Here is a 23,089-nt window from a genome sequence, read left to right as displayed (position 1 = left end):
CCAACACGTTCAGAAATCGTGCTACTCGCATGGCTGATCAGGTGATCTTGGTCGTTGCAGGGTTGGCCAACCTCAAAAATAACTATGTTTTTCAATGAGAAAACGATTATTATTTGGTCACAAGTCTCTTGCCTACTCGCCAAGACGCAACGACCGAATCACAATGATGACAAAATCGTTACCGTGACGATACGTGGCGGAGCAGGATGCTGCGATCGGGGGATCTACTCTGTCGTCACACCCCTTCAGGATGTCGAGCAAGACGACAAAGACTTCATCTAAAAAGACTTCATCTGAGGCCGCTTAAGTCGAATGCGAATTAGAACTAAGCAGCGGCGGCTTCGTCTAAAAAGACAGCAGGTATTGTATTTCTGAGTTTTGCAAGCTCGGCCTTCCTTTCCACGAGTTTATGGCTCGGCTGCATGCCGATCTTGGCCAGAATTTGCTCCCATCTGTACACCCAATCATGTCGCATCAGGGCCTCTCGGACATTATTACGGCGTGCGAACTCAACGCGCTCAGGTTGCCGGTTTAACTCCGCAATCACATCCGTGACCGACGAATTCCCGCCGCAGACAGGAATAACCGCGTCTTGCCAATCAAAATGCGCGCGATAGATGTCGGTATCCAACGCTCGCCCAATCATCACACTGCCACCTGCCGCACCTTCGAAGAACCGATGCCCAACCTCTTGTTGGCCTGCGGTCTCAGCGCAGCCGTCAAGCTTTGCCGGATTGACGATAAAGTAGCGGCTGCGCTGAATGAGCTGAGCGGATAACGTGCGATGCTCACGATAGTCTGAAACGCACCACTCCTTTTCTGAATGGATGTCGTAACTGTCGTACACATAGAAGAGTCCATCGCGCTGCCGCGCCTGCAACAACTGGCGATGCATCTCGGCATCGCGCTGGCCCATGCTATAGACATCGATTGATCGCCATTGTGGGTTAGGCCAGGGGCAATAGCGCAGCGCATCCACGGCCGGAGGCAGGTAATGGCAGGGTCGGCCGATTTCGGCAGATAGCGGCTCAACCGCGGCCGCATAATTGACGAAAATGTGATCAAATTCAGCCAATCGACTGAATAAGCGATTATTTTTTGCGATCGCCTTTACCCAAAGCTCGCTGAGATAGCAGGCCGAGATCCGACTGCTTTTCCTCCAGTTTCTTACCAGGTCAAAGGTGTGTAGATCGTCAAGATATTCGCAGGTTGTCAGAAATAGCTCGTAGTCTCCGGCAATCCGCACCGGATCAATACCAGGCTCAATGCGAAAACCTGGCCGTCGGTAAACGAATCGGTTCTGCCAGCGTTGCATCCCTGTTTTGGTGCCACCTGGCTGGGGTGCAACGAGATCAACATCGCCGCAGCCGCAGATGACATCCTCGAACTCGTAGTTCGCACTGCGACGGAACTCGCGTAGCACGTGGCGCTGGGAGAAAAGGCAAATACGGCCAGAAGTCGCCATGGAACCGGTTCCTCATGATGCACTTGGGCCAGAACCAAGTTGATCCGGCGTCTAGTGAGAACGGTTACAGCTTTCGAACCGTTATCATTTTTGTTTCGCTCATTCCTGCTTTGCTCATTCAACGGTCACGCTCTTGGCCAGGTTGCGCGGCATATCGACGTCATTGCCGAGCCGGACCGCAATCTCCATCGCCAGCAGCTGGACGACGACAAGCATCTCGAAAAACTCTAGCATGGGATGCGCATAGGGGCGGATCTGGATCAGATCATCGGCCAAGTCAAACTGCTCGGTGCTAATTGCGATGATGGTTGCTTCGCGCGCCGACAGCTCTTCAACATTACTTTTCACCTTTTCATACAGCGAACTGCGCGCCATTAATGCGATCGTGAAGAGTTCCGCATCAGCCAGCGCAATCGGACCATGCTTCATCTCGCCGGCAGGATAGCCTTCAGCATGAAGATAGCTGATTTCTTTGAGCTTCAGTGCGCCTTCCAGCGCTAAGGGATAGAACAGATCGCGGCCGATGAAGAAGAAGCCATGACCATGTAGATAGCGTTTGGAGAGCCGTTGAATGCGCTCATGGGTGCCGCGCTGCACCCGCATCACATCCCGCACAGCGTTTAGCGCGGCGAGTTCGATCGCGTGACGCTCTCCAGCGAGTAGACCGCGTGCCTGACCCCAGTAAAGCGCGAGCAGCCAGAGTGTCAGCACCTGCGCTGAGAAGGCCTTGGTAGAGGCCACGCCCTTCTCGATACCGGCGCGCAGCAGCAGGGTGCGCGCGGCCTCGCGAACGATGGAACTGTTGTCTACGTTACAGAGCGCCAGCGTCGCCAGCCCTTGGGTCTTGGCCAGCTTGATCGCCTCCAGCGTGTCGGCCGTCTCGCCCGATTGCGAGATCACGACAAAGAGCCCGGTCGGGTCCAGGACCGGCTCGCGGTAACGAAACTCGCTGGCGATCTCAACCCGCGCTGGCACCCGCGCCAGACGCTCGAGCAGATAGCTACCGGCCAGCGCGGCATGATAGCTGGTGCCGCAGGCGCAGAGCGTCACCGAGGAGATCGGCAGCAGCCATTGCAAACCCAGCTCATCGAGCACCACCGCGCCATTGCGCAACCGCCCGGTGAGGATGTCGGCCAGCACCCGCGGCTGCTCGTAGATCTCCTTCTCCATAAAATAGCGAAAGCCCTCCTTGCGCGCGGCTAGACTGGTGGCTGGCAGCAGCCTCGATGAGGGCTCCACCTCGCGGCCCAGGGCGTCGAACAGGATCAACGCCTCGGCGTTCGCCACGCCCCACTGACCGTCCTCCAGATACAGCGCCTCGGTGCAAAGGCCGACCAAGGGCGCATCCGAGGAGGCGAAGTGACAACCACCTTCGGCAAATCCTAGCTGCAGTGGCGAGCCCTTACGGGCGAAGAAGATCCGGCCCGGCTCGGTCTCGCTGATCAGCAAGATCGCATAGGCACCCTCGAGGTCATCAAGGGTGGCACGAAAGGCCGCCAGCGCGGGGTCTTCAACCCCAGTTCGCAGCGCCAGGTGGCGCTCGAACAGGTGCACGATGACCTCGCTGTCGGTTTGGCTCAGAAAGGGAGTCTGCAATGCAGCGCGTAGCGCCACGTGGTTCTCGATGATGCCGTTGTGCACCACCTGACTATGGGTCAGTCCATGCGGATGCGCGTTGGCCTCGGTCGGCTTGCCATGGGTCGCCCAGCGGGTGTGGCCAATGGCGGTAACCGGGCCGCAAGACTCAAAGTCACCGAGCTTCGCGGCAAGATTGCTCAGCTTGCCGACAGCCTTGAAGCAGCGTAGCCCATCGGCCTGCAACAGGGCGATACCGGCCGAATCATAGCCGCGATACTCCAGCTCGCGCAGACCACCCAGCAGCCGTGAAACGGCCGGCTCATGACCGATATAGCCAACGATTCCGCACATGATGTACCCGCTATCGCGTATTTGGATATGAGTTAGGCCCGCACGATCTGTGGCGCCGGCTCCTGATAGCGCCCGCGGGTATCGACAATCAATGGCGCATGTGCCTTGATCAGCGCGTAATCGAAGCGATCGTGATCGGTCGCCAGGAGCACGCAGTCGGTGTCTTGCAAGGTCGCTGGCGTCAGCGGCACTGACTCCAGATTGAAGCTGTACTTGCGCATCGGCAAAAAGTGCGGGACGTGCGGATCGGAGTAGCTGATCTCGGCGCCCTTCTCCCGCAGCAGCGCCATCAGTTCCATCGACGGCGATTCGCGTCGATCATCGACGTTCTTCTTGTAGGCGATCCCTAACACCAAGATCCGCGAGCCATTCACCGCCTTGCCACGCGCGTTGAGGGCATCCGCAACCCGACCAACCACCCAGGCCGGCATGTTGGCGTTGACCTCACCAGCCAGCTCGATGAAGCGGGTATTGAGCCCGTACTCACGCGCCTTCCAGGTCAGATAAAACGGGTCGATCGGGATGCAGTGGCCGCCCAGACCCGGCCCCGGATAGTAGGGCGTGAAGCCGAATGGCTTAGTCGCCGCGGCCCGAATCACCTCGTGGATGTCGATGTCCATCCGCTCGCACACGATCTTCAGCTCATTGACCAGACCGATGTTGACGGCGCGGTGGATATTCTCTAGCAGCTTGGTCATCTCGGCCGCCCGCGTCGAGCTCAGTGTCACCACTTGATCGATCACCTGCCCGTAGAGCGCCTCGCCGACTCGGGTACAGATCGGCGTGACGCCACCGAGCACCTTGGGGATACTGCGGGTGCTGAACGTTGGGTTGCCTGGATCTTCGCGCTCCGGGGAAAAAACCAGAAACAGCTCCTCGCCGACACGCAGCCCGCTCGACTCGAGGCGCGGACGCAAGACCTCCTCTGTGGTGCCGGGCCAGGTCGTACTCTCCAGCGAGACCAGCTGCCCGGCTCGCAGGGTCGGCACGATGGCGTCGGTGGTCGCCACCACATAACTGAGGTCCGGCTCGCGGTGCTTGTTGAGCGGCGTTGGTACGCACAGGATCAGCGCATCGCACTCGCCCGCGCGGCTGAAGTCAGCTGTCGCGCTGAAGCCCTGGCTCCGAGCCTTGCCGATCGCCTCGGCGCTGATGTGCTCGATATAGGTCCGTCCGGCATTCAGCGCGTCCACCTTGAGCGGATCGATATCGAAGCCGAGCACCCGATAGCCGACCTCACTGAAGCGCAGCATCAACGGCAGCCCGACATAGCCCAGACCGACGATGCCGATCACGGCTTCGCGTTGTTCTAACTGCTGGATAAGAAGCGTCGATGGTTTCATCGATAGGACTCGATAGTAGAGGTGTTCCGGGTCAAGGTTTCAGCCTCGCCTGCCAGGCCCGCGGGCCGCGTCGGCGACCGCACTAGCGCGGCCCGATGCGCGCTGAGCTGTGTCGCCATATCACCAACGCCCGACTGCGACGCCCTGATCAGATCCGCGACCAGGCCCCTGTACCGATCCGCCATCACCTGGCCAGAGAGGGCATCCTGGGCCTTGTGCGCAAGCCGACTCTGTCGCGCACGCCGATCCGGATCGGCGGCAAGGCTCAGCACCCCCCGGGCCAAGGCGGCACTGCTCCCGGGCGCGACGTAGGTGATGCTGTCGTCCGGGAAGATCGATGTCATCGCCTGCAAGCGAGTTGCGACCACGGGCAGCCCGGCCGCGGCGTACTCGAAGGTCTTGGTGGAGACCGCGATATCCATGAATTCATCGTGCAGATAGGGCACCACCGCGATATCGGCCTGGCGAAAGCATCCCATCAGCGCATGCGCCGACCGCCAACCGCCAAACTCGACCTGAGCAGAGAGTCCAAAGTCGCTGATGATCGATTCCAGGCGCCGCAGATAGCTCGGATCGGCCTTGCCATAGAGATGGAGCTTGACGCCAGGATGACTGGCCCGAATCCGCGGCAACGCCTCCAGTAGCCGGTGCAGGCCAAAGCGCTCGGCGATGGTGCCGTGGTAGATCAAGTGCAGATCCTCGCCGATTGGCAAGAACTGGCGCTCCCGGTCGAGCCAGAACAACATCGGATCAGCCGCATTGAAGACCAGACTGATCTTCGTCTCCGGATGGCCGCGCTGCAGCAGCCGCTCATGGAACCCCCAAGAGGTCGTGATCAGGTGATCGGCGAAACGGCAGGCGAGGCGCTCCTGTAGCGCAACCAATCTGAGAAGACGCCGCTTGGCGCCGTTGAGCTTGGCCGCGAACAGCTCGACCGAGAGGTCGTGCAGGTCAAGGATGATGGGCTTACGCTGCCATTTCGCGATCACACAGGCGAACACCAGAAAGTCCGGCATCGTGTGTGCTTGATAGAGTGCATAGCGCCCTGAACGCGCCTTGGCGCTGATCGCAAACAGTGCCCGTAGCGTGAAGCGCAGCGTGTGCAGGAGATAACGAGCCAGCGTCTCCTTGCTGCGCGGGGCATCCAAGATCCGATAGACAGTGACGCCCTCGCACTCTTCAGTCCGACGCTCCCCCGGCTGTCGCAGGCAGTAGACGTCCACCTCGATACCGCAGCGCTGCAAGGCCGCGGCCTCGCGACGCACCCGAGGATCACTCGGATAGCCACTGAATACCACCATACACATCCGCCACCTGGTATCCGGCTCCCTTGCGTTGCTCATGATTCGACTCCTCGCGCCAGCGACTGTTGATCCGCCAAGTTGATCCGCCAAGTTGATCCGCCACCTCTGGGAAGCCCCGAGAAGCGGCCTAAAGGATGTGGTAGAGCCAATCCGGTATGTGATGGCGGCGCCGATTGAGCACCGAACCCAGCACCCGGCCACCGCCGCGCAACAGGGCGCGCTGCGCCTGCGCCACCACATCGGCCCGCGTCCACTCGGCCTGCACCACCAGGATCACCCCGTCGGCGATGCGTCCAATCGCGCCTGCGTCCGGATACACACCCACCGGCGGCATATCCAACAATACCCACCGGTAACGCTGACGCAGTTGCTGTACACAGCGTTGCAGCGCACCAGAGGCGAGCATCGCCGAGGCATTAGGCGTGCCGCTGCCCGATGGCATCAGGTGCAACTGTCTGGGCACATCGACGTCGATCACCGAATCAAAGGGTGCGTCATTGAGCAGTACTTCAGTCAATCCTGGACGTCTGCCAGGTGAGGACACCGGCAGCCCCCAACCCGCGCGCAGATTGGTATCGACGACGATCGCATCGCCAAGCTGCCCACAGAGCCCCTGACCAAGACGACGCGTCACCGTGCTCACGCCTTCGCCATGCGTGGCAGAGGTCACTGCTAGGACTCGGCCGCCCTCGAGCGACGCGCTGTTGCCAGCGGGTGCGTCGTCTGTCAGCGTTGGCTGCGCCATCATAAGATTCGATTCAGCGTCGTATTTCACGGTCCACCTTAATGTCCACTTTAATCATCGAGAAGGATCGACTCGCCACCCGAGAGCCTGGGGCTCAGCAGCGCAGGAGACTCAGCAACGCAGGACTCAGCAGCGCGAGACCAATCGATTACAGCTCCGGGCTCGCTACCTCGGCACCGGCCCGCTGTCTCGCCTCTGACAGCGAGACGATGGCCGCGGAGCGATCGGCCTTGACCGGCTCCTCGGTCGCTGCAGCAAGGTCGCTCGACTTCGCCTCGCTCAGTAACAACAGCTTTGCCCCCTGGTCTTCACCAACCAGGGCCCACTCAAAGGCACCCGTCAGTGACCCGATCACATGATCTTGAGAGGCGATCACCAGTGAACCGGATCTCGGCGCAAGCCAGTCGCCAAGCGTTACGTCGTGCCCCCGGTCGGCGAGCACCTGGGCGTAGAAGGCTTGATGCGCCGCGTAGCCGTCGTACAGCACCTCGGCTCCGCGCAGATCACGCTCACCGTCCACCGCCTCCTTGAGCAACAGGCTAATCGCGTAATAGTTGTCTTCTTCACCGCTATAGATGCGCGATTCCGGAAACAGGGTTTTGTGCAAGATCATCCCGTAGGGCATTGCAATCATCGCGGTAATCACCGCAGTGGGAAGAGTGGAACGTACGAGCTGAGGCGCAGCCTCCAGACGCCGTTCAAGGACTTGCAAGCAGCCATAGAGGAACATCGCGACCAATAACGCCATAAACGGATAAGCCGGAGCGCTATACCAGGGCAGCTTGGTGCCCGCGGTCGAAATCAATAGAAAGAGCGATGCCAGCATCAACAGCGAGAACAGCGTCAAGCGCCGAATGCGTGGATCATTGGCGACAAGACCGAAGAGCGTGGCCAGTGGCAGGAAACCAAGCCAGTAGGTGTAATCGACCTTGATCATCCGTTTCAGGTAGGTCAGAAGGTCGCCTTGATGCGTCTCGATCACCTCGAAATAGCGGCCGAATAGCTCGTTCTCCAACACGGCGTCGAGATAGCCCGGATGATGCATCTCACGCGCGAGATAATAGGATGAGACCACAGCGATGAAGCCCAGCATGCCAAGATAAAGGCTGGGGCGAAGCAGCAGTGTCAAGACCTGCTTTCGCAGCAGCGCATACAGGGCCAGACCGGGCACCAGAAACAGACCTGAAACGCTTTTGGTCATGACCGCCAGCGTCAGGGCAATGAAAAACGCCAGTAGATAACGGTCACGACCAGTCTCGCAGAAGGCAAAGAACGCTAGCGCACTCGCCGTGGTAAAGAGCACCAAGAGCGCGTCATAGTCACCGGTACGCGTCACATGGATATCGACATAGCCCCAGGTCGTGACCAAGACCATCATTGCGATCAGGCTCGGCGTTAGCTGGCCGAGATAACGCATACAGAAGATCAGCAGCAGCGCCGCCGTCGCCGTGCCAGCGATGGCCGATGGCAGACGAACCGCCCATTCGCTCGGCCCGATCAGGTGCATGAACGCGGCTTGCAGCCAGATCAGCATTGGCGGCTTCGTATTCCAGAGGTCCGGCGCGCCCGCGAACGAGGTCACAAGCCAATCACCGTTGCTGTACATCTCATAGGCATTGATTGCCAACCGCGACTCATCCCAGACCTGAATCGGAATCGCGCCGAGATTAATAAACAAGGGAACCAGGGCCAGCAAGAACAAAGACGCGATCAGCAGCCGCTCGCGGTGATTCGAGATCGCAGTGAAAAAACGCTCATGCATCTAACCAGCCCCTCCAAAAAAGACCGACACCCGAGAGAACCAGAATCGCGCTTAACGATGCGCCAAAGTTCACAGCCAATCGGCGCATCTGATGGCGAAGGCTGTTGTCTGGCGTCAATTGTAGGCTCGAAAGACGGTCTGACAACCAGACCCAGGGCGTAATCAGTGTTTCCCCGAGAGGCTGGTCATAGAATGCGGAAATGCGGAATGCGGAATGCGGAAAGGCCGACAAAAAAGACCGTTGCGCAAACGCGAACGGCTAACCAAACGGATTCAGCCAAAGGGATTCAGCCAAAGGGATTCAGCTAAGCGGATTCAGCCGCAGGGATTCAGCATCAATACGGCGCGATGGATGTGATCGCGACCGCAAACACCATCACCCGCTAACGCCGCTCGGCGCGATTGGCGAGCGCGGACAGTTCGCTCATGGTGATGCTCCGCAGCCGGCCCGCGGCAATCTGTTCCGCGGCAAGGCCAAGCAGGTAATCCAGCTTGTCTTCATCCGCCGGCGTGCGCAGCTCCCAAGGATGCGCCCACAGATGCACAATGCCGCCACTGCGAGCGGCATGATCGATCGCCTTGGCGATACCGCGCAGCCGCAAACGCTGCAGTCCAACGCGGTCTAGACGCCGTTCCAGACCGCGCGGAAAGTCGAACAGGTGGGCGCTCGACGGCACACGCATGAGCCCCTGCTCGCGGCGCAGCTCATCAGGTCGATAGACGCGAGGCGTGCTGAGCGCGAGCAGATCATCGGCCGACTTGAGCGCCGACCCAAAGCGGCGCAGATGCCAACGCGGGGTTTGGTCAGGGGCGCGAAAGCAGCGAAAACCCGCATCCGCAAACACCGGCAAATGACCGACGCGGTTGCGCGGAAAGACAATGCTTTCGGGCTTGACGCCGAATCGCCCCGCAACCGCAAGCCAGGCCTGCACCTCGCTTTGGGCGGCATCAGCATCCATCTGATGGAAAGGACGGTGGCTAAAGCCATGGAACGCAAGCTCGTGGCGATCACTCGCAGCGAGCAGGAGATCGCGAACATCCGGCGCGTACCACTGAGGATGGGCGGCTTTCGGACGCGGACGCGGACGCGCAGCGTCGCCAGGGTCGTAAACCTCGCGAAAGCCGCGGTGGTCGTCTCGCCAGGCCGCTACCGGACAGGGCGAACAGCCTTCACATTGAGAAAAGAACAAATGGCCGACCATCGCCCAAGTGGCGCGGATACCCCGATCGTCACAAAGAGCAAGCATCCGTTCGATCGAACGCCGCTCGCGGCTGCCGTCTGCTGAAAACAGCCGCTCACGCGCGTCATCATCGTCGTAGTAGCCCCAGACCAGCTCGGTATCCAGCGAGAGAACCAGATAGCCATGTCCGCGCATCTGCTTCAAGGAGACGTTAGACACTCCAGGATCACCTCCAGAACAGCCGCTTGTTGAGACTCGACTGGAGCTCAATCTGCAGGTCACTCGGCGTTTCCGGTGGCTCCTCGGCTGAAGCCGCCTCGATCGCCCCCCGATCCGGCGCACTCCCGCGCGGCACCGGCTCGCCTTCCAGATCGCGCTCGAAGCCGAGACGGGTCCCAGAATCGATGGCCGGCGAGCCCGCCGCCAGACTCATGTCGCCACGCCCCGCATCGACGAAGCGCGGATCAGCAAACAGGCCATTGGCCTCATTACCCGTCGCACTGCGGTAGTCATCTAAACCACGATACTCGCGGCCCCGCCAGACGAAGATCGGCGAATCCGTGCGATTGGAAAAGAACAGGTTGTAGTCGACATTCTGGCCGCCGGTGTTCTCCATGTGCTGAAACGCGGAGCCACGGCTGGCGTTATGGACACAGATATTGTTGACGAAGGCGCTGAAATCCGGCGTGCCCTGCGACGACTCATTCGAGAAACAGGTCGACCAGCCATCACCGCTGGTGACGATCGTATTGTTGGCAAAGACACCACCGATCGATCCGCGACTGCAGCCGGCATCGGCACCGTCGCAGCCGTTGTAGATGCCTGGCATCGCCCCGTAGAACAGGTTGTGATGCGCCAGCAAGCCGTCTGTGCCGATATTGTTCAACCCACCATAGCCGCAGTCGTGCAGACGGTTGTAGCGCAAGGTGACGTTCGTCAGTCGATTCTTGCCGTTGGAATTGAACTGCACGCACATGTCCCGATTACCGTAGATGTCGTTTTCTTCGATCACGACATCATTGATACCCAAGGTTCCGTCCAAATAGATCCCGTGCTGCTGCTCGGCATTGCGGATGGTATTGCCACGAATACGCAGACCGTCAATCCCCGTCAGATAGATATTCCAGGTCTGCGCATTCTCGAGCAGCGAGTCCTCGAGCAGGATGTCGCGCGAGTCCGCCGCCTCATTCCAAACCGCGAGTGCGCCACGCGTGCCGCCGCTCGGTTGACCACAATCCTTCAGGTGCAGGTTCCGAAACACCAGGTGGCTGCGTGTCGTTGACCATTCGATACAATGATCATTCGGCGCGCCGCTGATGATCGGCCGCGCACCGCCGCCGAAGTCAGCGTAAGTGATGGGATTGCCAGGCGCCCCAGACGCGTTTGGGTGCAGCGTCTCCGGCCAACGGTCGCCGCGCCGGAACAACACCCGATCGCCAGGCTCCAACGCGGCCTGATTCACCTTGGCGATGCTGCGCCAAGGTGCCTCCAGGCTGCCCGGATTGTCGTCAGACCCGGCCGAGGAAACAAAATAATCGGCCGCACTCAGCGGCATTGCCAGCAGCAAAGCCAAGCCACCGGAAACGGGGCTCAACGAGCGAAGATAGCGCTGATGCTTCATGGGCTTCGGCCTCTCAGTTCTCAGGAGTGGCGCTCGCCGCAAACACTCAGGTGGCGAGCAGAGTAAGGTCGTTCCGCCAGACCAAACCGCGCAAGCGGAAGACCGCGAGTCGTAAACCGCGAGTCGTAAACCGCGAGTCGTAAACCGCGAACCGAGCAGCCGCCAGCGCATGGCATCGCACTAGTCGCTCTTGGGTTTGCGCCCCTCGGGCAACGGGATCTCGCAACGCATCAGCGTTCCGCCCGTATCGAGTGGGCGAACACTGAGGCGGCCGCCCAAGATTCCGGCACGGTAGCCCATGATGTGGAGGCCCAAGCCGCCCAAGCCGCCGGTACCGCGCTTGTGTGCGCCGCTCCAAGTGCCGTCATCGCGCACCGAGAGCAGGATCTTCCTGTCGCGGACCTCGAGCCTGAGGTCGATCCGTTTCGGCTTGCCATGCCGCGAGGCATTGTTGACGGCCTCTTGGGCGATGCGATAGACATGCGAGGCGATCACAGCGTCTTCGATCGCCTCCGCGCCCTCGCAGTGCAGCCTGCACTTGATGCCGCTGCTGTGCTGAACCTGCCGCGCCAGTGTGCTCAAGGCGTCGACCAGATCCTCCGGCGACACGCCCACCGGAGCCAGCCCCTGGGTCAGGGCCCTAGACTCCGACAAGGTGCGCTCGAGTTGCTGCGCCAGCCCGCGCGCCTCGACCCCTTCCCTGCGGCCGGCCGTTTCCAGCTTGCCCGCCAAGGCCGCCGCCAGCAGCGTCACCGCGGTCAGCTGTTGGCCAAGACTGTCGTGGATCTCCCGACCGATGCGCTCCTGCTCGCGCGTGCTGATCTCGATCACCTGCTTCTCGAGCTCGCGACGCCGACTGACATCGCGCACCAGGATCACGAAGAGATCGAGATGATCGACCTGCCCGACACTCAGCTCAGCAGGAAACAGCGTGCCATCCTCACACACACCGTCGCAGAGCGATGGCCCTTGAGCATCGGCATGCGCGGCCTCGCGCACGACTTGCATGATGTCATCCAGATGCTGGCCGGCCGGACCCGGTAGTAACACCGACGCCAGCGGCTCACCGATCAGCGTCTCGTGCGAGCGGCCGAAGAGCCGTTCGGCCGCCAGGTTGACCTGATTGATGCGCCCGTCGGCATCCACCCCAATGAGCCCGTCGACAACCGTATGCAGGATCGCCGACAGGCGCCTCTCGCGATCAGCCAGTGCCAGCTCGATCCGCTTTCGCGCCGTGATGTCGATCACCGCCATCAACACCCGGTCAAGATGCTCCAAATGCCCGGGCAGAGGCACCGCGTGAGCGAGCACGGGGATGCGCCCGCCGGAACCGGTTCGCACTTCCAGCTCGAAGGCGGCAGCGCGGCCCATCAACAACTCGCCGAGCAAGGCCAAATAGCCCTCAGCCGGCTCCAACGGGAAGAACTGCTCAGCCATCGGCAAATCAACCGCACTCGGGTCGGAGACCCCCGCCAGTTGCCGGGCCGAGGCATTCGCGGCGCTGACCCGCAGTTTGCCCCGGCAGGCAAGCGCCTGCTCTGGATGCGCACAGACCCAATCCGCCAGCGCGTCCCCAGTCGCCCCCCCACTGCAGGACAACAGACAATCACGCACCTGAGACCAGTCCTGCTCCAGCAAACACATCGGCGAGCGCTCGAACAGCAGCCGAAAGCGCGCCTCACTAGCGCGCAAGGCCTGCTCAGCTTGAGCGCGCGCGCTAATGTCGACGAAGGTCAGCACAACCCCCGCGATGCGGTTGTCCTGCGTCCGGTAGGGCTGGATACGACGCAGGTAGCGGCTATGGTCGTTCGCGACGACATCGCGCTCGATCGGCACCAAGCGCTCGAGCACAAGCTGCGCGTCCGGCAGCAGTTCGTCATCCGAGACGTTCGACGAGAGGTCGCCCAACGGCCGTCCAATATCGATCGGCCGCAGATTGAGCAACCTGGCGGCACGCGGCGTGAACCGCTTCACCTGCATCTCGGCATCGAGGAACACGGTTGCGATCTCGGTGCTCGAGAGCAGGTTACTGATGTCATTGTTGCTCTGCTCAAGCTCGTGCACCTTGTCCTCGAGCTGGCTATTGACCGTGCTCAGCTCCTCGTTCAGAGACTGCAGCTCTTCCTTCGAGACCTCCAGCTCCTCGTTCGCCGTCTGCAGCTCCTCGTTCATCGACATGGCCTCCTCATTGGAGGCCTTGAGCTCCTCGTTCGCGCTTTCCATCTCCTCAACCGTGGTCTGCAGGTCTTCCCGCGTCGCCCGCAGCTCATTCTCGAGCTGCTCGATCAAGGCCGGCGCCTGGCTCGAGTCCGGGCTCTGGACCTGCTCGGCGAGTGCCAGGGGTGCAACCGCCGTCCCTGCCTCAGCGCTCACGGCGTCGACAAAGCTGAGCAGCAGCAGGGTCTCTGTCTGCCCGGGGTCATGCAAAGGTGTCACCCGCACCCGTACCGGCACATAGCGACCAGAGCGTTGGACCTGAGCGTCATCGACCAGCACCGTTGTCTGCGCTTCGAACGCCTTATGGCAGGCCGCGCGCACTCGCGTCCGGAGCCCGCGGCGCAGCATCGAGGTCAGCTTGAGCGCCGGGCGGCCAACCGGAAGCTCCATGTAGTTGGTGGTCGGACCGAACAGATGCAGGATGTCGTAGCGACGATTCACCAGCACCGCGGCCGGACCATACTCTTCCAGCAGCACCCGCTGTGCGACCCCAACCATGTCCACATGCACGCGGGGCATTGCCGTGGTGAGCGATGACATCAACGGCTGCAAACGCACCATCGACGGCAGCCGCGACAGGTCCGGACGCGTCCCGCTGCTGCGCTGAAAGAGTCGCCACCGCTTAGAGGTCGTCTCATACAGCTCGGCCCGCAGCCCAACACTTTCCGATGGCCCGAGCAGCAGGTAGCCACCCGGATTGAGCGCAAAGTGGAACAGACTCACGATGCGCTCCTGCACCTCCTGCTCGAGATAGATCAGCAGATTGCGGCAGCTGATCAGATCCAGCTTCGAGAACGGCGCATCGGTGATCAGGTTCTGTGGAGCAAACACGACCGCGTCGCGCAACGGCTCGCAGACCCGGTAGCGATCATCGCCATCCTTGACGAAAAAGCGACGTAAGCGCTGCTCAGAGACGTCCGCAGCGATACTCAGCGGATAGGCGCCGTAACGCGCGAAGTCGAGTGCCTTATCATCGATATCGGTTGCAAACACCTGCAGGTTTGGCGGTTGCTCATGTCGAGAAAAGAGTTCGAACAACAGCATCGCGATGCTATAAGGCTCCTCTCCGGTGGCGCAGCCAGGCACCCAAACACGAACCGGCTGGTCTGCCTTGGCGCCGCCCGTCGAGTGTTCCTGCACCAAGGGCTCCAAGACCCGCTGCACCAACACCTCAAACGCCTGCGGATCGCGGAAGAAGCTGGTCACACCGATGAGCAGATCCTTGAACAATTCACTGAGTTCGTCGGGCTCTTTGCGCAAGCGCGCCAAATACTCAGGCACGCTATCGAGATTGCACAGGCTCATGCGCCGTTTCACGCGACGCAATAGCATGTTCTTGCGATAGAAACGAAAGTCATAGCGGGTGCGGGCCCGCAACAGCGCCAGCACACCGGAAAGCTGCTGCACTTCGCCGCCCTGATCCGGCTCGCGCGAGATCACCAAGGGGGTGTTCGAGACGCGCCGTGCCCAAGCGGCAACCTGGTCTGCTAGCGCCCGCGGCGACAGCACCCGATCGGCGACGCCAGCGGCGATCGCGCTGCGCGGCATGGAGTCGTATTGAGCCGTCGCCGGCTCCTGCACCAAGGCCAATCCGCCCTGGTCTTTGATGTCGCGCAGTCCGAGCGTGCCCTGTGTCCCCGTGCCGGAGAGCACGATCCCGATCGCACGATGCTGCTGGTCTGCGGCCAGCGCGCGCAGAAACAGATCGAGCGTCGCCTCGCGATCCAGAGCGCGCCCGTCCGGGTGCGCCAGGTGCAACACCCCGCCCCTGAGCGTCAACTGAAAACCGGGCGGTATCAGATAGACCTGATTCGCCCGCGGACGCATGCCATCCTCGATCTCGTGCACCGGCATCTTGGTGTGCTCCGCCAAGAGCTGGCCCATCAGGCTGCGGTGGCTCGGATCGAGATGAGGAACGATGACGAAGGCCAGACCCGTGTTCGGCGGCACGCGATCGAGAAAGGCTTGCAATGGCGCGAGACCGCCCGCCGAAGCCACCATACCAACGATACCCATGCGATTATCGTCATTGGCTTCCGACTCAGGCCTCGATGCCTGATGATCCCGAGCCTGATCAGCAGCATCTACAGACTGCTCAGCGCCCTGCCCCGATGGCGTCTGCACTGCATCAGTCGCATCATCCGACACCGCGCCGGATTTAGGGTCTTCAGTCGGTTGTCTTGAAGTCACGGATGGGTTCCCGGCCGCAGCAGTGATCGGATCGGATCGGATCGGATCGGATCGGGTCGGCTCGGGCTGAGTCCAACCTCGAGCAACAGCCTAGCATGCCGCAACGGGACGACTGCTGCTGTCAAGAATCGCGTCACTCATGCGTACTCCGCTGGTTGCAGACACCGAAAAAATGCAGATGAGACGACGACCTGCGAAAAACAGTATTCCACGAGACCGCTCAGCGAATAGATCAGGAAATCCCTGATGGCATCGTCCGCAGTCCGCAGACACACTCTATAAGCACAACTACTGTGTGTCCGATCGGGCCTCGGCCCGAAAACCAGGGGAAACCGTCATCTGTTTTGCCAGATGCGATCCAGGAGGTGGCAGCTGAACGCCAGAAAACGAACCGTCTTGATCGTTGATGATCACCCACTCGTGCGCGAGGGGCTCAAAGGCGTGATCAGCGAGGCAGCTGATCTCACCGTCTGCGGCGAAACCGGGAAGATTCGTGAAGCCCAGGATCTCGCCCGCGAACTCAACCCAGACATCGCCATCATCGATCTGTCACTCGAAGACGGAAACGGTCTCGAGCTGATTCGTCGGCTCAAGAGCCGGTATCCGGAACTGCGCATGCTGGTCTGCTCGATGCGCGATGAATCGCTGTTTGCCGAGCGCGCCATCAACTCCGGCGCCCACGGCTACATCAATAAGCACGAGGTGGCCGGCCATGTCATCGACGCCTTGCGCCAGGTGCTGGCCGGCAAGATCTATCTCAGCCCCGATGTCGTCGAGCGCATCATCACCGGCTTTGCGCACCAGAAACAACCAACGGCTGGCTCATCGATCGACGAGCTCAGCAACCGGGAACTCGAGGTCTTCTGGCTCATCGGCCAAGGCCGCTCCACCACCGAGATCGCCAAGCAACTCAGTCTGAGCGTGAAGACGGTCGAGACACACCGCGAGAAGATTAAGCGAAAACTCGGCCTCACCTCGGCCGGCCAGTTGATGCGGCACGCGGTGCAGTGGGATCTCGAGCAACGCTAGGCTGCAAGCACCCTACGGCGCGGCAGTCGCCCGCCGTCAGGTCGCTCAGCACGCCCAAAGGTCCTGATCCGCGATACGCGCTATATCAAGCGCCAACCACAAACGCTGAGCAACAACGGACGGAAGCTTCGGCGATCAAGCAGAGATGCCAACCATCAATATCGCTCAACGCGCGCGCCGCACCCGGCGCGCGATCTCCATCGATGACCGCTAAGCGCACGCTTGAGCGCGAACAGCTGCGCGCGATCATCAATGCAGTCGCTGATGCCCTGATTACGGTCGATGGCGCCGGTCGCATCCTCGACTTCAATCCCGCCGCAGAGGTCCTGTTTGCATGCTGCAGCACAGCCGTCATCGGACAACCGCTGGAGTTGCTCTTCTCGACCCTCTCTACACAATTGCTACAGGATCATCTCTGCGCTGAGGCGGCGGACACAGCCCTCGGCGAGCAGGATCTATTGATCGAAGGACGCCGCCCAGACGATGACATCTTCTTGGCTGAGGTCGCGGTTCGCCCGGCGGCCGACCAGGATCTGTTCGTATTCGTCGTCCGCGACCTCAGCGAGCGCCGGCGCCTCGAGCACCAGCTCATCGAACTCAACACGCGCCAGCAGCAGCAGGTCAGCCGCGAGATTCACGACGACATCGCGCAACAGCTCAGCGCTATCCTGATGCTCGCCTCCACGATCGAGCGAAAGCTAGCGCTCTCAGTCAAAGACTCGAAGCTCGAGCAAGACTTCGAACAGCTGCAGGGCCACATCAAACGAACCCTCAACAGCGCCCGTCAGTTATCCAAGCGGCTCGCCCCAGCCGACCTCGCAAGCGATAGCCTCCCGGCCGCGCTGCGTGAACTGGCGGCACGCGTGCAACACAACTTCGGACTCGACTGCCGCTTCCACGACAAGAGTGGACTAAGCATCAGCGACCATACCCAGACCTTGCACCTGTTTCGGATCGCGCAGGAGGCCGTCAACAACGCCATCCACCTCGGGCAGGCGACCTGCATCGAGATCCACCTGCAAAACACTGATGACCGGATTCGCCTGAGCATCCGTGACAATGGTCGCAGCCTCAGGGGAGCAGCCGACGCAGACAGCGGTCTTGGCCTGCGCCTGATGCGCAGCCGCGCCAACATCCTTGGAGGGCAGTGTCGGTTCATCTCCCCGCCGGACGGCGGCACCCTACTGCAATGCGATATTCCAGACTGGTCATCAGCAACCAGCGCCAACCCCGAATGACTCAGGAGGCTCAGGATGAGGATGATTCAGGACGGCTCAGGACGGCTCAGGACGGCTCAGGACGGCTCAGGACGGCTCAGGACGAGGCTAGCTGGATTCGGCGAAGACTGCCAACAACAATCGCCAAGGGAGTCGTGAACCGATGTTGACCATGAAACTCGACGAGCTGAACACAGGGCTCATCCTGCTTGCTGCTGTCTGCGGCTGCCTGAGCCTCCTGCTGGTGGCGATGCTCATCCTGGGCCGTCACTGGCGGCATACTCTGCAGCAACGGCTCGGCGTCTATACCTCGATGATGGACAGCTCGCCCGATGCGTTAGCGCTGATCGGGCCAGACTACCGCTACCAAATCATCAACCAGGCGTTCGCGCAGCGCGCCGGTCGACCGCGCGAGGCGGTCATCGGGCGATTGGTTCCCGAGGTGATCGGCAAACAGGTCTTCAACGACCTGATCAAACCGAAGCTCGACCAGGCCCTTGACGGCAATCTCGTGCGCTACAACGCCTGGTTCGATTGGCCCGCTGAAGGCCGACGCTTTGTGCTGGTGACCTATGCCCCCTATCGTCAGCCCCCGGGCCGAGCTGATGTCGATGGTATCTTGCTGTGCGCCCATGACATCACCGATCACGAGCGGATCGAGCAAGCACAGTTCACCACCAAGTACGCCCTGCAGGCCATGCTCGACAACAGCCCGATGATGGCCTGCGTCAAAGACCCTGAGCTGCGCATTCTGAGCTTGAACAAGCGCGGCGAGGAGCTACTCGGCGTCTGCGCGGACGAGGTCATCGGTCAGCGCACTGAGGATGTCTTTCCAGCTCCGGCCGCAGCCAAGATCGCCGAGCATGATCGGCGAATACTGCAGACGAAAGCGCCTCAGACCACCGAGGATCGGTTGCCGACGCCCAACGGCGAGCGCCTGATGATGTCCACGCGCTTTCCATGGCTCGACAGCAATCACGACATCAGCGCCCTCTGCACCCTCTCGCTCGACGTGACCGAGCTAGAGGCTGGCCGCGAGGCCCAACGACAAGCGACAGCGCTGCGCGAAAGCGAGCGGCGTTTTCGCGTGATGGCCGATAGCTTGCCGACGATGACCTGGCTGGTCGATGCCGAGGGCCAAATTGAGTACGTCAACCGTGCTTTCACCGAGTATTTCGGCGTCACCACGGCTCAGATGGCCACCACCGGCTGCTGTGCGCTGGTGCATCCGGGGGATTTTTCACGTGTGCAGGCGCGCATGGCGAGCGCACTCAAAGATCGGCAAGCCTTCCATCTCGAGCTTCGTGCACGGCGTGCCGATCAGCGCTGGCGTTGGCTCTCATGCTCAGCACGGCCACTGTTCGAAGACGATGGCCGCTTCGTCGGCTTCGTTGGCTCCGGGCGCGACATCGAACGGCGCAAACAGGCCGACAAGGCCTTGCACCGGTCGCGCAAGCAGCTCAAGGAACACGCCTACCAGCTCAGCCTGCTCGCACAGGAACTCACACGCGCTGAGCAACGCGAACGCATGCGCCTAGCGCAGGTGCTGCACGACCATCTGCAACAGCTGCTGGTCGGCGCAACAATGGCCACTGCGCGCCTCGATTGGCACTTGCAGGACAGCTGCGCACAGGAGTTGGCCAAGCTCAAGATGCTACTCAATGAGGCGATTGGGATCTCGCGAAACCTGACGTCTGATCTCTGGCCACAGGTCCTCCACAACAGCAGTTTTTCTGATGCCCTGAATTGGCTCGCGCAAAGCATGCGGAAACGCTACGAGCTTGAGGTCAGCCTCGCTCTAGAGCCGTCGCTATCACCCGAGGATGACATGCTGCGAGGACTGCTGTTCGACTGTGTGCGCGAGGCCCTCTTCAACGTGATCAAGCACGCGGGGGTGATGGAGGCACGGATCGAGCTGCGCAAGCGGGGCGAGCGCGCCTTGCGGATCATGATCAGCGACCGCGGCAAGGGCCTCGCCGCTAGCGAAGGCGAGCACTCCCCGAGCAGTGGCTGCCATCTTGGGCTGACCTCAATGCGCGAGCGCATGCGGTTGCTGGGCGGCTCGGCAACAGTGACCGACAATCCAGACGGCGGCACCCTGGTCATCTTGGACGCACCCTTGGAGACTCCGCAGCAGCCGCAGCAAGTTCGATCCGCGCCAGCGGTGTTCGAGCTGGTTGAATCGGCGCCCATAACCCCGGCCTGCCGCTTACTCCAAGCTCCGCGACCCATAAAGCCGGTGACCGTACTGCTCGTCGACGACCATGTCGTCCTGCGCGATGCCCTCTCATCACTGCTGAGCGAAGAGAGACACTGGCTGCTGGTGATCGGCGAGGCCTCGAACGGCCGCGAGGCGATCGAGAAGGTCAGGCAACTGCAGCCAGACATGGTGTTGATGGACTTTGCCATGCCCGAGATGAACGGCCTCGAGGCCACTCGCATCATCCATCACCGCTGGCCATCGATTCGCGTGATTGGCCTCTCGCTGCATCAAGAAACCGACCGCGCCGGGGCGATGATCGAAGCCGGCGCGGTCGACTATATCAGCAAGACCAGCGTCACCTATGAACTGATCGACAAGCTCCGCCTGCACGCCGGCATCGACTCGAACCCGCCTCTCGTGCAGCCAAGCGGCGGCATCGACTCGAGTCCGTTCGACCAGCACAAGATGCCAAGCTCGATGAAGCATTGATCAAGCTGATCGCAGGGCGCGGATGGACTGTTAACCCGCGTCAACGTCCTTGCTCGAGGGCAAGGCGGCAGGGTATCCATCGGGCGGCTGCAAGACGACAGAACCCACTTCGATCTGCTCCTCCCGAAAGGCCACGGGGATGCGCACCCAATCGACGATCTGGACCAGGATCGGCAGATCGCTGTGCTCAATCTCGAACAATGCAATATCACTGCTACACCAATTGATGAAATACGAACTTACTAAATTAAAAAACATGCCAAACAGCGAAACTCACATGAAACATGCAAGCAACTTATAACAAATACTTGACTCGGATCAAAATAAGGCTATATTACATCCCTGTGACGGGCCGGCGGTCGAAAACCCCATTAGAAAAAAAACCGCTTTCCGCCCTCACTCGCGAGACGGACCCAGCGCGACTGAACGATGACGGCATTCGCGATCACCCGAATTCGCCTGAATCCTGTATCACATTCGAATAACGGTTATCCAGACCGAAGAGGCTTGCAGCGCGATGCGCCGCGACAGAGGAGATGAGCTGCGCCATAGTCAATGGTGGCGATCACAGTCACCATCCAGCAAAATCAAGATGAGAGCGCGACTGCGCAGGCACCTGAGTCTGAGTCTGAGTCCGTCGACGAGTCCGTACCTGCACAGCTCACAGAATCCGCCCCTGGAACGGCAACTGCGCAAGCACTCGAGTCCGTCGCTGAACCAGCGACTGATTCGCAAACGGCTGCGAGCAACCTTGGGCGCGGTAGCGATGCGGATCATCGGGCCGCAGTGGCCGCCGCCACCGCCGCAGTGGCAGCGGCCAATGCGCGACTCGACCAGGAGCGCACCGCGCTGCAACAACAGCTCGAGGTCGTGCGTGAGCAGCGACGCCAAGCGCAGGCAATCGCTGAGTCCAGGATCGATGCCAAGCAGCATCGGGCTAAGCTCGATGCCGCCGAGACACGTATCCGTGCTGCGCGTGCCAAGCTCGAGCAGCAACGCCATGCACTGCAGCAGCAGTTAGCCTTGGTCCGGAATCAGCGCGATATGGCACAGGCCCAGGCCGAAGGACGCATCCAGGAGCTGCATGCGCTGCATGAGAAAGCACTCGCCGAACAGGGTCAGCAGGTCAGCGCACTCGAGACCCGATTGGAACAAAACCTCGTCGCCCTGAATCAGCAGCTCGAGGTCGTCCGTTCGCAGCGCGATGGCGCCACCGAGATCGCCATGGCGCGGGTCGACGAGATCACTGATGAGCACGAAGACAGGCTCACCGCCAAGCGGCAGCGGATCGCGGCCCTACAGGTTCGGCTGGATCAAAATCGCCACGCCCTCGAACAACAGCTCGCCGTGGTGCGCACACAGCGGGATGCAGCGGTAGCACAAGCCGAGCAGCAGATCGCGGCCTTGATGGACGAGAATGAAGACCTGCTCGAGTTGAAACAACAGCGACTCGGCGCAATGCAGGCGCGATTGGATCAAAACCGTCATGCCCTCAATCAGCAGCTTGAAGTCGCGCGCAGCCGTGGCGCTGAGGAGGACGCGAGCGCACGCCTGATCGAACTCGAGGAGGCCTACGAACAGCAGCTCACCGAGCTGAAGCAGCAGATCGAACAGACCGAGCAGCGCGTCGCCGACGCACATGATCCCCTGCAAAGGCAGCTGGCGATCGCTCTCGAAGAGCGTGATGCCCTGGTCTTAGAGACCGAAGCCAAGATCGGCAAGCTCAATGAGGCCTTGGCCGCTGAGCGAGCATCCTTAGCACAGATGCGCGATCAGCAAGATGCCGAGGTCGCGGCCCTGAGGCAGCAGCTCGCGCAAGCCGATGACGAACTCGAGCAATTACGCTCACAACTCGCCCAAGAGACGACGGATCATGCCGAGGCGTTGGCCGAGGCCAAGGGCTCGGTCACGCGGATACGGCTGCAGCCACAAGACGCTGAAGAGATCGGCGGGCGCCTCACCGACGACGGCATCCTGGTCAATCTCGGCAGCGATGAGCTGCGCTTTGCCAGCGGCAGCGCGACACTACCGACACAGCAGCTGCCGACGCTCGATCGCACGGCCGCGCTGCTTGCCGCCCGGCCAGAGCTATCAGCCCGGATCGAGGGCCATACCGATAGCGTTGGTAGCGCTGCGATCAACCAGGCACTCTCGCAGCAGCGGGCCGAGGCCGTGCGCCAGGCGCTGATCGAACGTGGAATCGACCCGCAGCGGCTCGCTGCCCGCGGTGCCGGTCCAGACCAACCGATTGCCGACAACACCACGCCGGAAGGCCGCCGACAGAATCGGCGGGTCGAGATCTTCGTGACCGCCGAGAGCGACCCGTCGACGGCCGACGACTCGAGTGACTCTGGTTAACCTAAATCTCACGCGATGCCTGTTCCAGGGCGCCGC

The 23,089-nt window shown here is 61.2% G+C and carries 14 protein-coding genes; 4 read left to right on the top strand and 10 right to left on the bottom strand.

Features of this window, described 5'->3' with window-relative positions; all coding sequences use genetic code 11:
* Positions 1-325 precede the first annotated feature (325 nt).
* The 9 genes from CCR96_RS13490 to CCR96_RS13450 all read right to left on the bottom strand — a co-directional run bounded on the left by CCR96_RS13490 (position 326) and on the right by CCR96_RS13450 (position 15,583).
* Positions 326-1,465: a glycosyltransferase family protein gene (locus CCR96_RS13490; RefSeq protein WP_201220642.1), complete on the bottom strand. Its 1,140-nt coding sequence runs from the start codon at positions 1,463-1,465 to the stop codon at positions 326-328.
* A 114-nt stretch (positions 1,466-1,579) separates the two neighbouring features.
* A complete protein-coding gene (gene glmS, locus CCR96_RS13485; protein WP_201220641.1) occupies positions 1,580-3,394 on the bottom strand; it encodes a glutamine--fructose-6-phosphate transaminase (isomerizing) in 1,815 nt (604 codons plus the stop codon).
* A 32-nt stretch (positions 3,395-3,426) separates the two neighbouring features.
* Complete coding sequence (locus CCR96_RS13480) at positions 3,427-4,737, bottom strand: nucleotide sugar dehydrogenase (RefSeq protein ID WP_201220640.1); 1,311 nt, start codon at positions 4,735-4,737, stop codon at positions 3,427-3,429.
* Positions 4,734-6,080: a glycosyltransferase family 4 protein gene (locus CCR96_RS13475; protein WP_201220639.1), complete on the bottom strand. Its 1,347-nt coding sequence runs from the start codon at positions 6,078-6,080 to the stop codon at positions 4,734-4,736. Before CCR96_RS13475 ends, CCR96_RS13480 begins: the two co-directional genes overlap by 4 nt.
* An 88-nt stretch (positions 6,081-6,168) precedes the next feature.
* Positions 6,169-6,711 (bottom strand): cellulose synthase operon protein YhjQ/BcsQ, encoded by a 543-nt coding sequence (locus CCR96_RS13470; protein WP_201220638.1) that lies wholly within the window; start codon positions 6,709-6,711, stop codon positions 6,169-6,171.
* A gap of 223 nt (positions 6,712-6,934) precedes the next feature.
* Positions 6,935-8,548: an ArnT family glycosyltransferase gene (locus CCR96_RS13465; RefSeq protein ID WP_201220637.1), complete on the bottom strand. Its 1,614-nt coding sequence runs from the start codon at positions 8,546-8,548 to the stop codon at positions 6,935-6,937.
* 383 nt (positions 8,549-8,931) lie between these two features.
* A complete protein-coding gene (locus CCR96_RS13460; RefSeq protein WP_201220636.1) occupies positions 8,932-9,948 on the bottom strand; it encodes a polysaccharide deacetylase family protein in 1,017 nt (338 codons plus the stop codon).
* 7 nt (positions 9,949-9,955) lie between these two features.
* On the bottom strand, positions 9,956-11,350 hold the full coding sequence (locus CCR96_RS13455) for a right-handed parallel beta-helix repeat-containing protein (RefSeq protein ID WP_201220635.1): 1,395 nt from the start codon (positions 11,348-11,350) through the stop codon (positions 9,956-9,958).
* A 180-nt stretch (positions 11,351-11,530) separates the two neighbouring features.
* Positions 11,531-15,583, bottom strand: coding sequence for a CheR family methyltransferase (locus tag CCR96_RS13450; RefSeq protein ID WP_201220634.1), 4,053 nt, complete (start codon positions 15,581-15,583; stop codon positions 11,531-11,533).
* 570 nt (positions 15,584-16,153) lie between these two features.
* On the opposite strand from CCR96_RS13450, the gene CCR96_RS13445 reads away from it, so the two are divergent.
* From CCR96_RS13445 to CCR96_RS13435, 3 genes are all read left to right on the top strand, one after another.
* Positions 16,154-16,786 (top strand): response regulator transcription factor, encoded by a 633-nt coding sequence (locus CCR96_RS13445; RefSeq protein WP_242519080.1) that lies wholly within the window; start codon positions 16,154-16,156, stop codon positions 16,784-16,786.
* Between the two features lie 203 nt (positions 16,787-16,989).
* Positions 16,990-18,024, top strand: a complete 1,035-nt coding sequence (locus CCR96_RS13440; RefSeq protein WP_201220632.1) for a PAS domain-containing sensor histidine kinase — start codon at positions 16,990-16,992, stop codon at positions 18,022-18,024.
* A 142-nt stretch (positions 18,025-18,166) separates the two neighbouring features.
* A complete protein-coding gene (locus tag CCR96_RS13435) occupies positions 18,167-20,695 on the top strand; it encodes a PAS domain-containing protein (RefSeq protein WP_201220631.1) in 2,529 nt (842 codons plus the stop codon).
* A 30-nt stretch (positions 20,696-20,725) separates the two neighbouring features.
* Here the strand turns inward: CCR96_RS13435 and CCR96_RS13430 are convergent, their stop codons facing one another.
* Positions 20,726-20,896 (bottom strand): hypothetical protein, encoded by a 171-nt coding sequence (locus CCR96_RS13430; protein ID WP_201220630.1) that lies wholly within the window; start codon positions 20,894-20,896, stop codon positions 20,726-20,728.
* 354 nt (positions 20,897-21,250) lie between these two features.
* On the opposite strand from CCR96_RS13430, the gene CCR96_RS13425 reads away from it, so the two are divergent.
* Positions 21,251-23,053: an OmpA family protein gene (locus CCR96_RS13425; protein ID WP_201220629.1), complete on the top strand. Its 1,803-nt coding sequence runs from the start codon at positions 21,251-21,253 to the stop codon at positions 23,051-23,053.
* Positions 23,054-23,089 lie beyond the last annotated feature (36 nt).

The organism is Halochromatium roseum (genome assembly GCF_016653315.1).
GTDB classification, from domain to species: Bacteria; Pseudomonadota; Gammaproteobacteria; order Chromatiales; family Chromatiaceae; genus Lamprobacter; species Lamprobacter roseus.
The sequence above is the reverse complement of the archived record's forward strand: the minus strand, read 5'-3'. Positions and strand labels throughout refer to the sequence as shown.